This is a genomic window from Leucobacter sp. UCD-THU, assembly GCF_000349545.1.
GTDB classification, from domain to species: Bacteria; Actinomycetota; Actinomycetes; order Actinomycetales; family Microbacteriaceae; genus Leucobacter; species Leucobacter muris.
The window spans coordinates 1-13,326 of record NZ_KB714601.1; the positions used below are offsets into that span (position 1 = coordinate 1).

The 13,326-nt window shown below is 68.4% G+C and carries 15 protein-coding genes; 14 read left to right on the top strand and 1 reads right to left on the bottom strand.

Features of this window, described 5'->3' with window-relative positions; translation table 11 throughout:
* The 8 genes from H490_RS21055 to H490_RS21085 all read left to right on the top strand — a co-directional run.
* Positions 1 to 1,245 (top strand): MFS transporter (locus H490_RS21055; RefSeq protein ID WP_017883412.1); only part of this gene is annotated, 1,245 nt, incomplete at its 5' end.
* A 38-nt stretch (positions 1,246 to 1,283) separates the two neighbouring features.
* Entirely contained in the window at positions 1,284 to 1,406 is a 123-nt protein-coding gene (locus H490_RS32820; protein WP_017883413.1) for a hypothetical protein, read from the top strand.
* 60 nt (positions 1,407 to 1,466) lie between these two features.
* Positions 1,467 to 1,682, top strand: coding sequence for a heavy-metal-associated domain-containing protein (locus H490_RS21060; RefSeq protein ID WP_031289808.1), 216 nt, complete (start codon positions 1,467 to 1,469; stop codon positions 1,680 to 1,682).
* Position 1,683: 1 nt separating this feature from the next.
* Entirely contained in the window at positions 1,684 to 2,670 is a 987-nt protein-coding gene (locus H490_RS21065; RefSeq protein WP_017883415.1) for a hypothetical protein, read from the top strand.
* Positions 2,660 to 5,131 carry a heavy metal translocating P-type ATPase gene (locus H490_RS21070; protein ID WP_017883416.1) on the top strand — a complete coding sequence of 824 codons (2,472 nt, stop codon included), beginning with the start codon at positions 2,660 to 2,662 and terminating at the stop codon, positions 5,129 to 5,131. The genes H490_RS21065 and H490_RS21070 overlap by 11 nt, the downstream gene beginning before the upstream one ends.
* On the top strand, positions 5,025 to 5,294 hold the full coding sequence (locus tag H490_RS21075) for a YHS domain-containing protein (RefSeq protein ID WP_031289811.1): 270 nt from the start codon (positions 5,025 to 5,027) through the stop codon (positions 5,292 to 5,294). Before H490_RS21070 ends, H490_RS21075 begins: the two co-directional genes overlap by 107 nt.
* Before the next feature lie 105 nt (positions 5,295 to 5,399).
* The gene (locus tag H490_RS21080; RefSeq protein ID WP_017883418.1) at positions 5,400 to 7,598 is read left to right on the top strand and encodes a heavy metal translocating P-type ATPase; all 2,199 of its coding nucleotides are present in this window, start codon (positions 5,400 to 5,402) and stop codon (positions 7,596 to 7,598) included.
* Positions 7,599 to 7,639: 41 nt separating this feature from the next.
* The gene (locus tag H490_RS21085; RefSeq protein ID WP_017883419.1) at positions 7,640 to 7,954 is read left to right on the top strand and encodes a metal-sensitive transcriptional regulator; all 315 of its coding nucleotides are present in this window, start codon (positions 7,640 to 7,642) and stop codon (positions 7,952 to 7,954) included.
* On the opposite strand, the gene H490_RS21090 is transcribed toward H490_RS21085, so the two are convergent.
* Positions 7,949 to 8,149, bottom strand: coding sequence for a hypothetical protein (locus H490_RS21090; protein ID WP_017883420.1), 201 nt, complete (start codon positions 8,147 to 8,149; stop codon positions 7,949 to 7,951). The two genes, H490_RS21085 and H490_RS21090, sit on opposite strands and share 6 nt — an antisense overlap.
* Here H490_RS21090 and H490_RS21095 point away from each other — a divergent pair.
* The 6 genes from H490_RS21095 to H490_RS21120 all read left to right on the top strand — a co-directional run bounded on the left by H490_RS21095 (position 8,148) and on the right by H490_RS21120 (position 13,313).
* The gene (locus H490_RS21095) at positions 8,148 to 9,044 is read left to right on the top strand and encodes a helix-turn-helix transcriptional regulator (protein WP_017883421.1); all 897 of its coding nucleotides are present in this window, start codon (positions 8,148 to 8,150) and stop codon (positions 9,042 to 9,044) included. The genes H490_RS21090 and H490_RS21095 overlap by 2 nt on opposite strands.
* A 232-nt stretch (positions 9,045 to 9,276) precedes the next feature.
* Positions 9,277 to 10,248, top strand: a complete 972-nt coding sequence (locus H490_RS21100; RefSeq protein WP_017883422.1) for a bifunctional DNA primase/polymerase — start codon at positions 9,277 to 9,279, stop codon at positions 10,246 to 10,248.
* Positions 10,249 to 10,283: 35 nt separating this feature from the next.
* Positions 10,284 to 10,937 carry a DUF2637 domain-containing protein gene (locus H490_RS21105; protein ID WP_017883423.1) on the top strand — a complete coding sequence of 218 codons (654 nt, stop codon included), beginning with the start codon at positions 10,284 to 10,286 and terminating at the stop codon, positions 10,935 to 10,937.
* Positions 10,934 to 11,395 (top strand): hypothetical protein, encoded by a 462-nt coding sequence (locus tag H490_RS21110; protein WP_017883424.1) that lies wholly within the window; start codon positions 10,934 to 10,936, stop codon positions 11,393 to 11,395. Before H490_RS21105 ends, H490_RS21110 begins: the two co-directional genes overlap by 4 nt.
* A 92-nt stretch (positions 11,396 to 11,487) precedes the next feature.
* Positions 11,488 to 12,333 carry a hypothetical protein gene (locus H490_RS21115; RefSeq protein WP_017883425.1) on the top strand — a complete coding sequence of 282 codons (846 nt, stop codon included), beginning with the start codon at positions 11,488 to 11,490 and terminating at the stop codon, positions 12,331 to 12,333.
* Complete coding sequence (locus tag H490_RS21120; RefSeq protein WP_017883426.1) at positions 12,333 to 13,313, top strand: ParB N-terminal domain-containing protein; 981 nt, start codon at positions 12,333 to 12,335, stop codon at positions 13,311 to 13,313. Before H490_RS21115 ends, H490_RS21120 begins: the two co-directional genes overlap by 1 nt.
* The last annotated feature ends 13 nt before the right edge of the window (positions 13,314 to 13,326 follow it).

The following is a 13,326-nucleotide window of genomic DNA, read 5'->3' on the forward strand; positions in this document are numbered from 1 at the left end:
ACGATCCCCGAGCTGATGATCGTCTGGCGCGCCGTCCTCGGACTGGCCGCAGCGATGATGGTGCCCGCAACGATCGGACTGATCTTCGTGATCTTCGCCGACGCGAAACAGCGCGGCGTCGCCATCGGGGTCTGGGCGGGCGGTATCTCCGCCGGCGTCGCCCTCGGCCCACTCCTGTCCGGCCTGCTGCTGGAAGGGTTTGGCTGGCAGGCGACGTTCCTCGTCGCGGTGCCAATCATGGCGCTCGTCGCCATCGGCGCCCCAATCCTCGTGCCCGAGCACCGCGATCCGTCGGCGAAGATCGACCTGTTCAGCGCCCTGCTGCTGGTCGGCGGGCTGCTCGCGATCATCTACAGCATCAAGCGCTTCGCCGCCCAAGAGCCCGTCGGGCCCACACTCGGGCTGCTCGCCGCAGGCGTGCTGATCGGGCTGTGGTTCACGCTCCGGCAGCTGCGCGCCAAGCAGCCCCTGCTGGACGTGCGGCTGTTCGCCAATCGCACCGTCTCCGGTGCGCTGGCGGTGTTCCTGCTCTCGGCGGCGGCACTGGGTGGGGTGTACTCGCTGTTCACCCAGTACCTCCAGACGGTGCAAGGCCTCTCGCCCTTGCAGGCGGGCCTGGCGATCCTGCCTGCGGCGGCGGTGCTGATCGTCGTCTCGACCCTCTCGCCGGTCTTCGCACGGAAGTTCCGGCCCGGGAACGTGATCGGGATCGGCCTGCTCACCCAGGTCGTCGGCTACATCCTGTTCACCCAGCTCGACGCCGGCACAGGCCTGGCGCTGGTGATCGCGAGCTTCGTGATCACCTACCCCGGCGTCGCCCCCTCGATGGCACTGACCACCGAGCTCGTGGTGGGCTCGGTGCCCCCGGAGAAGACCGGCGGCGCCTCGGGGCTGGCGACCACGGCGAACGACCTGGGCATCTCGCTCGGTGTCGCCGTCATCGGCAGCGTCGGCCTCGCCGCCTACCGCAACCGGATCGACGGCACCCTGCCCGACGGGCTCTCCCCGGAGGCCGCGGCCGCCGCGTCGGACAGCATCGACGGCGCCCTCGCCGCCGCTGCGGAACTGCCCGGCGCGCTGGGCGAACAGCTGATCGCCGCCGCACAGGCGGCCTTCTCCGGCGGCCTGAACATGGCGGCGATCGTCTCCGCGGTCATCGCCGCGGTGGCCGCGATCATCGCCGCNGCATCGACGGCGCCCTCGCCGCCGCTGCGGAACTGCCCGGCGCGCTGGGCGAACAGCTGATCGCCGCCGCACAGGCGGCCTTCTCCGGCGGCCTGAACATGGCGGCGATCGTCTCCGCGGTCATCGCCGCGGTGGCCGCGATCATCGCCGCCACCCGCCTGCGCCACATCCGCCCCACCGGGCAAGCGCAGCAGAAAACCGAAGAAGCACCTACCAACTAGGGAATACCCCCCTGGGGTATATGGTTACAGAAGTCAGACACGAGTGAAGGAGATTTGATCATGAGCACGACCACCACTGAGTTCCAGGTGACCGGGATGAGCTGCGGGCACTGCGAGACCGCGATCCGCAGCGAGGTCTCCGAGATCCCCGGCGTCACCGGGATCGAGGTCAGCGCTCAGACCGGGCGCCTGGCCGTGACCGCCGAGCAGCCGATCGAGGACGCCACGGTGATCGCGGCGGTCGATGAGGCCGGCTACACCGCCGTCAGGAGCTGAGATGAAAGCCCCTGCACGGCTGGGCCTGTACGGGCTGGTTCTCGTGGCCGTGTTCGCCGTGGCCGCTTTCACGGCGAACGCGATCGTCCCCGACTCCACTGTGCAGGCCTGGGCAGAAGAGACCACCGACAACAACCACACGGAAGGACACGACATGACCGGCGACGACCCCCACGCAGGCCACACTTCCGGCGCCGATGCGGCGTCGCTGGGCCTGGGGCTGGCGCAGGACGGCTACCAGCTCACCGGCGTCACCGCCCCGACCGCGACCGGCGAGGACGGTGAGCTGTCGCTGACGGTCACCGGGCCCGACGGGCACCCGGTCACCGACTTCGAGCTGGAGCATGAGAAGGAGCTGCACCTGATCGTGGTGCGCTCCGACGGGCAGCACTTCCGCCACGTCCACCCCGAACGCGACAACCAGGGTGCCTGGTCGATCCCGTGGGAGTGGGAGGCCGCCGGCTCCTACCGGGTGTTCGCCGACTTCGTGCCTACCGAGACCGGCTCGGGCATGACGCTGTCGACCTCGGTGCAGGTCGCCGGGGACTACGCGCCCGCTCCCGCCGACGGACCGGTGACCGAGACCACGGTCGACGGATACACCGTCGCCGTGTCCGGCGATCTGGTCGCCGGTTCCGGGTCGGAGTTGACGATGACGATCACTCAGGACGGTGAGCCGGTCACCGCGCTCGAGCCCTATCTGGGAGCGTTCGGGCACCTCGTCGCGCTGCGCGACGGGGACCTGGCCTATCTGCACGTCCACCCGCACGGCGACGCCCCCGAAGCGGGTGAGACCTCCGGGCCGGAGATCGTGTTCGAGGCCACCGCGCCCACGCCGGGCCGGTACCTGCTGTTCCTCGACTTCCAGATCGACGGGCAGGTGCATACCGCCCCGCTCGTGGTGGACACCACCGGCGAGGCATCGCCGGACGGCGGCAGCCACGAGGGCGCCGGCGGGCATGAGGAAGGAGGAGACCATGAGCACTGACAGCGCCACCGCGGCCGGTGCCCGCGCTGCCGGGATCGAGCTGCAGATCGGTGGCATGACGTGCGCGTCGTGCGCGAACCGGATCGAGAAGAAGCTCAACAAGCTCGACGGAGTGACCGCGAGCGTGAACTACGCGACTGAGAAGGCCAGCGTCACCGCACCCGAGGGCTACGATCCGCAGCTGCTCGTCGCCGAGGTGGAGAAGACCGGCTACACCGCCGAGCTCCCCACCCCCAAGGGCGAAACACCCAAGGATGGTGAGGGAGGCGAGTCCCGTGAGGACGCCGAGCTACGGTCGCTGCGGCAGCGGCTCATCGGCTCCGCGGTGCTGGCGGTGCCGGTCATCGCGATGGCGATGATCCCCGCGCTGCAGTTCGACTACTGGGGCTTCGCTTCTCTGGCACTCGCCGCCCCGGTCGTGGTGTGGGCGGGCTGGCCGTTCCACAAGGCCGCCTGGATGAACCTCAGGCACGGCGCCGCGACGATGGACACCCTCATCTCCGTGGGCACGACCGCGGCGATGATCTGGTCGCTGGTCGCCCTGTTCTTCGGCACCGCCGGGGACCGGGGCGTGGTGCACCCCTTCGAGTTCACCATCTCCCGTTCCGACGGGCTCGGGCACATCTATCTCGAAGTCGCCGCCGGGGTGATCACCTTCATCCTGCTCGGTCGCTACTTCGAGAAGCGCTCCAAGCGACGCGCCGGCGCCGCCCTGCGCGCCCTGCTCGAACTCGGCGCGAAAGAAGTCTCGGTTCTCCGCAATGGTCAGGAGCAGCGGGTCTCCATCGATGAGCTGACCGTGGGTGATGAGTTCGTGGTGAGGCCCGGCGAGAAGATCGCCACCGACGGGGTCATCACCTCGGGCAACTCCGCGATCGACGCCTCGATGCTCACCGGCGAATCCGTGCCCGTCGAGGTCAGCGAAGGCGACGCCGTGACCGGCGCGACGGTGAATGCCGGCGGTCGGCTCGTCGTCCAGGCCACCCGCGTCGGCTCGGATACGCAGCTGGCGCAGATGGCGAAGCTCGTCGAGGATGCCCAGTCGGGCAAGGCCGAGATTCAACGCCTGGCCGACAAGGTCTCCGGAGTGTTCGTGCCCATCGCCATCGCCGTGGCGGTCGGCGCCCTGGGCGCATGGATCGGGGCCGGGTTCCCGCTCAGCGCGGGCTTCACCGCCGCCGTCGCCGTGCTCATCATCGCCTGCCCCTGCGCCCTCGGTCTCGCGACCCCGACGGCGCTGCTGGTCGGCACCGGACGGGGCGCGCAGATGGGTGTCCTCATCAAGGGGCCTGAGGTACTGGAGTCCACCAAGAAGGTCGACACGATCGTCCTCGACAAGACCGGCACCGTCACCACCGGCAAGATGACCCTCACCGACGTCATCACCGCCGACGGCGTGGACCGGGCCGAGCTGCTGCGCATCGCTGGCGGCCTGGAGGACTACTCCGAGCACCCCATCGCCCAGGCCATCGCCACCGGAGCGACCAGCGAGGTGGGCGAGCTGCCCGCCCCGGAATCCTTCGAGAACATCGAAGGCAAGGGCGTCCAGGGCGTCGTCGCCGGTCATGCCGTCGTCGCCGGCCGTGAGTCCCTGCTGGCGGACTGGTCGATCCACCTCGATAGAGACCTCCGTGCCGCGAAGCAGGCCGCGGAAGCCGAGGGCAAGACCGCGATCGCGATCGGCTGGGACGGTGCCGCCCGTGGCGTGCTAGTGGTCTCCGACCAGATCAAGCCCACCAGCAAGCAGGCCATCGCCCAGTTCACCGAACTCGGTCTGACCCCGGTGCTGCTCACCGGCGACAACCAGGCCGTGGCCGAGCAGGTCGCCGCCGAGGTCGGCATCGAGCAGGTGATCGCCGAGGTGCTACCCAAGGACAAGGTCGATGTCGTCGCCCGGCTGCAAGCAGAAGGCAAGGTCGTCGCGATGGTCGGCGATGGCGTCAACGACGCCCCTGCGCTCGCCCAAGCCGACCTGGGCCTGGCGATGGGCACCGGCACCGATGTCGCGATCGAGGCCGCCGACATCACCCTGGTGCGCGGCGACCTGCGGGCCGCCGCCGACGCGATCCGGCTCGCCCGGCACACACTGCGAACGATCAAGACGAACCTATTCTGGGCCTTCGCCTACAACACCGCCGCGATCCCGCTCGCCGCCTTCGGGCTGCTCAACCCCATGCTCGCCGGCGCGGCCATGGCCCTGTCGTCCGTGTTCGTCGTGTCCAACAGCCTGCGGCTGCGGACCTTCAAGGCCCGCGCGGACGACACCAGCGCTCCGGCACCCGCCGGTTTTCGAATAGCTTTTACAGAAGACTNCGGCGACGTCGAAAAACTCGGCCGAAAAGAAAGGAAGCACGATGACTGCACACGAGAACCTGAACCTGACCGACACGTCCTCAAGCGGTGGGAGCTGCTGCGGACACACACCCAGTGCGGAGGCCATCGCTCAGACTCCGGCCGATGAGATGACCGAATGCAAGGTGATGGCCGGCACCCCCGTCGTCAAGGCGCAGGCGGAGGAAGCCGGTCTCTACCGCGACTACCAGGGCCAGCGGTACTGGTTCTGCTGCGCCGCCTGCGGACCCCTGTTCGACGCTGATCCCGACCGCTACGCGAACGCCGCCTGACGGCATCTGGTTCCGCGCTCCCGACGACCGGACCTGCACGGGAGCGCGGAACCTTCGCCCCGGTCTCGCCTCTGGGCTGGGGTAACGAACAAAGGAGACGAGACCATGAGCAACGATCCCTCGACACGATCGCACGCCCACCCTGAGCACGTGGACGTTCAGCACGCGCACCACGACGAGCCGAACACCCACGCCGGTCACCACTCGCACGACCATCACCAGGGTCACGGCGAGGCTTCCGGCCGCCACCACGACGGCCATGACGCTCACGCCCACCACGAGGGTCACGGCGGACATGGTCACGGGCATGCCGGACACGGAGATCACGTCGGACAGTTCCGGCGCCTGTTCTGGATCATGCTCGTTCTCGCCGTCCCGGTTGTGGGCTTCAACGACATGTTCGCCCACCTCATCGGTTATCACCTGCCCGAAGCTGCATGGGTGTCTTGGGTGTCGCCTGTGCTGGGCACGGTCGTCTACTTCTGGGGCGGCTGGCCCTTCCTGACGGGCGGGCTGAGCGAGATCCGCTCCCGCAAACCGGGGATGATGCTGCTCATCGCGTTGGCGATCACTGTCGCGTTCCTCGCGTCCTGGGGTGCGAGCCTCGGCATCCTGCACCACGAACTGAACTTCTGGTGGGAGCTGGCGCTGCTGGTGGTGATCATGTTGCTCGGCCACTGGATCGAGATGCGATCGCTCGCCCAAACCACCTCCGCGCTGGACTCCCTCGCCGCGCTGCTGCCCGACGAAGCCGAGAGAATCGACGGCGACGATATCGTGAAGGTCGCTCCTGCTGATCTGGCTGTCGGCGACGTGGTGATAGTCCGTCCGGGATCCTCGGTGCCCGCCGATGGAAAGATCGTCGACGGGTCGGCCTCGATGGACGAGTCGATGGTCACCGGCGAGTCCAAGACGGTGCGCCGGGAGACCGGGGATCAGGTGGTCGCCGGCACCGTGGCCACCGACTCCGGACTGCGGGTCGAGGTCACCGCGACCGGCGACGACACCGCGCTCGCCGGTATCCAGAAGCTCGTCTCCGACGCACAGGCGTCTTCCTCCCGCGCGCAGCGGATCGCCGACACCGCGGCCGCGTGGCTGTTCTGGTTCGCCCTGGGCGCGGCGGCAATCACCGCCGTCATCTGGTCGCTCGTCGGCCTGCCCGACGCCGCCGTGGTCCGCACGATCACCGTGCTGGTGATCGCCTGCCCGCACGCGCTCGGCCTGGCGATCCCGCTGGTGGTTTCCATCGCGACCGAACGCGCCGCCCGCGGCGGAGTGCTCATCAAAGACCGTCTCGCGCTGGAGTCCATGCGCACCGTGGACGCGGTGCTGTTCGACAAGACCGGCACCCTCACTAAGGGCGAGCCGACGGTGACCGCCATCGATCCCTCCGGCACCGGAACCGAGGACGAAGTGTTGGCGCTGGCCGCCGCCGCGGAGGCCGACAGCGAGCACCCGCTCGCCCGGGCCATCGTCGGCGCGGCCCGCACCCGGAAACTCGACGTGCCCGCGGCCACGGACTTCTCGTCCTCCCCGGCAGTCGGTGTCAAGGCCACCGTCGATGAAAGCGTCATCGAGGTCGGCGGACCGTACCTGCTCGACCAGCACGAGGCGGACGAGCTCCCCGTCGCCGACACCTGGCGCGAGGAAGGTGCGATTATCCTGCATGTGCTCGCCGATGGCGAGGTCATCGGCGCCCTGCGGCTGGCCGACGAGATCCGGCCCGAGTCCCGCGAAGCCGTCGACGCGCTCCATGCAGCCGGGGTGCAGGTCGTGATGATTACCGGCGACGCCCAGGCCGTCGCCGACACCGTCGCGAAGGATCTCGGCATCGACCGGGTCTTCGCGGGCGTGCGACCGGAGGACAAGGCCGCCAAGGTCGCCGAACTCCAGGACGAGGGCCGCAAGGTCGCCATGGTCGGCGACGGCGTGAACGACGCCCCGGCGCTGGCCCAGGCCGACGTCGGCATCGCGATCGGAGCGGGCACGGACGTGGCGATCGGATCGGCGGGCGTCATTCTCGCCTCCTCCGATCCGCGATCGGTGCTCTCGGTAATCGAGCTCTCACGGGCGACGTTCCGGAAGATGAAGCAGAACCTGTGGTGGGCGGCCGGCTACAACCTCGTCTCCGTCCCGCTGGCCGCGGGCGTCCTCGCACCCATCGGGTTCGTGCTGCCGATGAGCATCGGCGCGATCCTCATGTCCGTCTCCACCGTGGTCGTCGCCCTCAACGCCCAGTTGCTGCGCAGGCTCGACCTCACCCCGCAAGCCAGCACTGCCAGAATCCTCGACCGTGCCGCATGACCATGCGTCGGCCGAACCGCGCCCGTTAGGAGGCCATCGATATGGACACCCCGAGCATCGCCACCGCACCGGTGACTCACGGCTACATCACGGAGAAGGAACGCTATCTCGCACGGCTCAGACGCATCGAGGGTCAGGCCCGTGGCATCCACCGGATGATCGAGGAGGACACCTACTGCATCGACATCCTCACCCAGATCAGTGCGATCACTTCCGCGCTGGAGAACGTCGCTCTCGGACTGCTCGATGACCACCTCAGACACTGCGTCGCCGGAGCTATCCAGCACGACGGCACTGAGGCCGAAGTAAAGCTCAAGGAAGCGTCCGACGCCATAGCCAGACTCGTGAAGTCATGAGAGGAACGTCATGAGCATGATTGGACGCGCGATGCGATCCACACTCGACACCAGCGAGATCAGCGTGTCCGTGAGTCGCTGCTGCAACGCCGTGAGATGGGTCATCATCGCGACCACGCGGAAAAGCAAGAGCCACCGATAGCGGTCGGCCTGGTCTTCCGTTGCCGGCATCACGAGAGCGCTGTGGGCCGACATGACATGTTACGACGCCTTGATTGCTCGGACGCGCACCATCCGTCGTCCGATTGGTCCAGTCGCCTACGACTGCGTGAGGGTTATCGTCGTCCGCGACGGTTCTGCCTTCTTGTTCAGTGAGTTCGGACAGCAACCGATCAAGTCCGGTGATGTGGTGCTGCTCGGAGCGAACGTCCTGTGCGGAAGCGAGCCGGAGGGCCACATCACCGTGACCACGGTCTATCTCGATACCGACTATGTGCTTGACCAGGTGCGGTGGCAGTACGCCGGGTTCGTCTGCGATCGGCTCGACGCGCAGGGTTTCGCGGACGCCATCTATTCCGAGCCCGCGCAGATTCTCCGGCTGGGCGAGGATCGCGCCGGGATGCTCATGCCTTGGCTGGACGAGTTGGTCGCGTTAAGTGTAGACGGCGACTTCGTGCGGCACTACCTGCGGATACAGGCGCTGTGGTTCCAGGTTGCCTACGTCATCGCCCCACACATCACCGTTTCCCCGGTGCGGATCTCGCCGTCGCAGCGTGCGCATATCCGGCCCACGCTCCCGCGTGATCGCCGGTTCGCGCCGCTGCGGGTCGAGGCACGCCGGGCCGCTGCCCTGCTGCGCGAGAACCCCGCACGCCGGTGGACGCTGGACGATCTCGCCGCCGAGGTGCATCTGTCGCCGTCACGGTTGTCCAGCGTATTCGTCGAGGCCTACGGCAAGACCCCGCTGGCGTATCTGACGATGCTCCGCGCCGAGCACCTGGCAAAATATCTACGCGAGACCGATCTAACGGTCGCGGCTGCGATGCTGCGAGTCGGCTGGCACTCCCGTTCCCATGCCACCCGATTGTTCCGCCAGTACGTCGGCGTCACCCCCGGCCACTACCGCCAGATGCGCGCACAGACCGTCTGAGCGATGTGCCCGTTCTGGTTACTCTGTGCCGCTTCTTCGAGACCGTCGACCTCCCGTCGTTTCTGGCGCGGATTGACTGGTAGTCCGGTAGAGACTCGTCGGGTTCTTCACGAAGCCTGACGGTCAGAGTCTCGTTTCCTTGTCCGTCTCGTCTGCGTGATCCTCCCGACGTACCTCACGGTCGTACGGTCGCCCCGCTACGGGGTGGCCTCCGGCGGAAGGAGGTCTGGCGATGGCTGAGGTACGCGACGCTCGCACGGCGCAGGACGTGATCGCGCGCCGGGCTTCGTCGGTCGCTGCGGTGTTCTCCCGGCTCGGCGAGGGCGTACCGCTGCCTCTCGTTGCGCGCGAGCTGGCCCGGCTCGATGTGCCGGTCTTCCCGTGCGCGCCAGACGGGAAACGCCCGATTCCTGAGCGTGGTTTCCACGAGGCAACCACTGATGCCGGGCAGGTGGAGGCGTGGTGGCGACGGCAGCCAGGCGCGAACCTTGCCGTTCCGACCGGCGCGGCCTCGGGGGTGGTCGTTGTCGACGTCGACGTGCACAAGGTCGATGGATATGCCGCGTTCGGACGTGCGGCCCGTTCGGGGCTGCTGTCCGAGCCGTTGGCAGTGGTGACGACGCCGACCGGCGGCAGGCACCTGTACTTTCCCGCTGACCCGGAGCATGAGCAGCGGTCGTGGCAGGTAGGCCGGGCGGGTGTCGACTTTCGGGGCGACGGCGGCTACATCATCGTGCCTCCCTCGCTGCGCATGATCGATGGTCGCCGGATGCCGTATCGGGTCGAGAGCGTGGCCGCTGGCCCGGTCTCGCTCCTGGATGCGCAGCGACTGCGCGATTTCCTCGACCCACGCCCGAAGTACACCCCCGCGCCCGCGCCGCCGGGTGGCTGGCCGCTGGATGTTGCCCGGCTTGCCTCGCAGGTCGCGAGCAGGCCCGAGGGCGAACGCAACCTTGGGCTGTTCAAGGCCGCGTGCCGCATGGCTGAGCACGGTCACTCGCCCCGCGAAGCACTCGATGCGCTCGGCCTGGCCGCGATCCAGTCTGGGCTGGGCGAGCGCGAGATCACCCGGACGGTCGGTTCGGCGTATCGCCACGTCAGCACCTACGGGCCGCGTCGTCGCGCGCCGGTGCGCCAGACGGCTTCGGGTTTCGCTCGTGACGAGTCGCTGGTTGTTGCCTCGGCGAGTGGTCGGGGGCTGTGATGAGCGCGCGACGACCTGGATGGGGTTGGGCGGTGATGACTGCTGCTACCGGCACGGTCTTGATCGGCATCGGGGCGTTCTGGCTCTCGTTCATGGCACTGGCCGATCTCGCGGCCCGGTCGGGTATCGCTTCGGGGCAGGCGTGGATCTGGCCGCTGCTGGTCGACGGGCTGATCGTGGTCTCGACAATCGCGGTCGTCGCGCTCGATGGTCGCCCCGGTGCCTGGTATCCGTGGGCGCTGCTGATCTGTGGGGCGCTCGTGTCGGTGGCCGCGAACGCGCTGCACGCGATCGTGGCTGCCGATGCCAGCGTGCCCGCCATGCTCGCCGCGACGGTCGCAGCGGTGCCGCCGCTGGTGCTGCTTGCCAGCACGCACCTCACCGTCGTCCTCACGCGCTCGGCCACCGTGCCGCCGAGCAGCACGGCTCAGGCACCGCGCGAGCTACCAGCCGTAGCCGAAGCAGACCCAGCACCAGCAGCACCCGAGTCCGAAGCCGAACCAGACGCCGAGCCGGAGGCCGAGCTGGTGCTTGGTCGGCGTGAGCGCGCCGCGCGGCTTCGGGAGGCCGGCTGGTCGAACAAGGCGATCGCCGACGAGCTGCAAGTGCATCCCTCGACGGTGGGCCGTTGGTTTACCCCGCCGGTCGAGGAACCGGAAACCACAACAGGAATGGAGACAACATCATGACTATCGACCCGCGAGAACAGGTACGAGCGTACGAGGACGCGCGCGTCGAGGATGCGCCCGAACCGGACGTGCCGGAAGACCGCAGTGAAGTGCGGCAGGTGCCCGAGGCGGTAGCCGCTGCCGACGTCACTAAGCGCAAGGACGCCACGGTCGAGACCGCCCCGACTGACGAGATCACCGATGCAGCTGCGGCGGCGGAGGTTGAGCAGAAGCTCGAGGAACACCGGGCGCGCGGTATCGAGTGGGTGCGGCCCACCGATCTGATCGCCCGCAACACTGCGTCATTGGCCGGGCGAGGCATCGACATGGAGGTCGAGATGTCACGCAAGGCCCGCGAACCGTTGGTGGACGGGCTGAGGAATCTCGGCGACCGGGCCAAGCGGCTGCCGCCGCTGTCGGCGTTCGGGCATGGTGCCCGCCACCACGCACCGACGAGGGCTGCGGTCGGGAAGTCGTGAAGCGGTGAGTAGCGATGACACCCCCACGAGCCCCCGACCGCCGCCGACACGGTGGGCGCTGGCGTGCACCTGGTCGCCAGGAGGTACTCACCATGACGACCCGCACACCCGAACAAGCGCCGGAAGACTTCACCCGCAGTGAGGGCCTGCGAGCCCTGCTGAACCGACTGCACGAGGGCGGCCCCGGCGCGTGGCAGTCCGATCCGGTCGCCGCTGAGCTGATGGCCTATGCCGCCGACAAGTACGGGGCGCTGGCCCGCAAGCACGGCCTCGACCCCTGGGAGGCGGCATCAGCCGCGTTCGATGTGATGCGCACCAAGGCCGCCCGTACCGCGAACGACCCGTGGGGCGTGGTGACCCATGCGGTGCGCATCACCTGCATCGCCGAGGAACGCGGACAGGGCCTGCTGTGTTCGGTGCATCAAGCCCGACGCCCGCACATCTCCGCGTTTCACGACGCGGAAAGGCTGTCAGATCGGGAGAACCCGCTGACCGACTACCACTCGGCATTCCACGTCACCGACCCCGACCCGACCGGTGCCGACGAACCCGCGAGTACGACGGCGTGCTGCTCGGCAGGCTCGGCTGTGGAGGATGCCATCGCGCTGTTCACGCTGCTGGGCTGGCCTCCGCACATCGCCCGCGCCGGAGTCGAGCACATCTGCCAGGCGCTCGCCCGCGCGGGCAGCCGCCAGAGCGCCTATGAAGCGCTGCGCCGCGACAAGCACGCCCGCGCCCTACTGGACGTGAACAGCACCGCCTGGACAACACTGCTGAAAGCGCTGCTCGGCCACCCCAACCCAGCCTATGCCGCGACCGCTGCCGGACGTGGCATCCTGCTCCGGTTGCTTATCGGCGAGAGCCTGCGCGCGCTGCTGCGCGACGACGATCTCGTGCTGATGATCTCGCTCGCAGCACCGAAGCACGGGAGGCGGTGATGGGCGCGCAGACCGGGCACATCGAACTCGACCGCACCGTCGACTCGATCATCGTCGGCAACCGCCACCGCACCGACCTGGGCGATCTGACCGCGCTGGCCGAGTCCATCGCCCGCGACGGACTCCTGCAACCGTTGACGGTCACCATCGACGGGGTGCTGGTGTGCGGTGCTCGGCGGCTGGCCGCGATCAAGCTGCTCGGCTGGCGCACGGTGAGCGTGTGGGTGCGCTCGGGCGTCTCGGGCAGGCTCGGGCACCTGCTGGCTGAGCAAGACGACAACATGCTCCACAAAGACCTCACCCCGGTCGAGGCTGCTGCGCTCTACCGCGAGCTGAAGACCCTCATGGCCGAGGACGCTTCACGCAGGCAGGCAGCAACACGGTTCAGCGCGGACAATCAGCCCGGAAAGGACGGTGCCGCAAATTTTGCGGCACCGTCAGCATCACGCGGTGACACCCGAGAACAGGCTGCTGCGATGATCCCCGGTGGCGCTTCTCACACCACGCTGGAGAAGATCAACTACCTGCGGCAGATCGCCGACGACCCCGACCTGCCCGCCACAGTGCGCGGCGACGCCGCTGCTGAACTCGAACGCATCGACGCCGGTGCGCCGGTGCATCCCGGTTTCGAGCGCGTCCGCGTCGCTGTCGCCGAAGCCACAAGCGAGGACGCCGATCTGGAGGCACTCGCACGAGAGGCCGTCGCTCGCGTTCAGTCGTCGCAGAAGAAGCCCGCCCCAGCCACTTCCACGGGTGAGACCGAGCCCGCGCAGTGGCCGGTGCGCGCGTTCGTCACCACCTGGACGGAGCTTGCCGACTGGTGGACGCATTACGACACCGCAGTGCTGGCAAGCGATCTCACCGACGAGCAGATCACCTCGTTCTTGGTGACCGCTGACGGCACCAGCACGTTCGCCGACGAGCTGCGTGCCGCCCGGCAGTCGCTGAGCAACCCGCGCAGGCATCTCCGGGCGCTCTAGCCCGCTCCCGGTG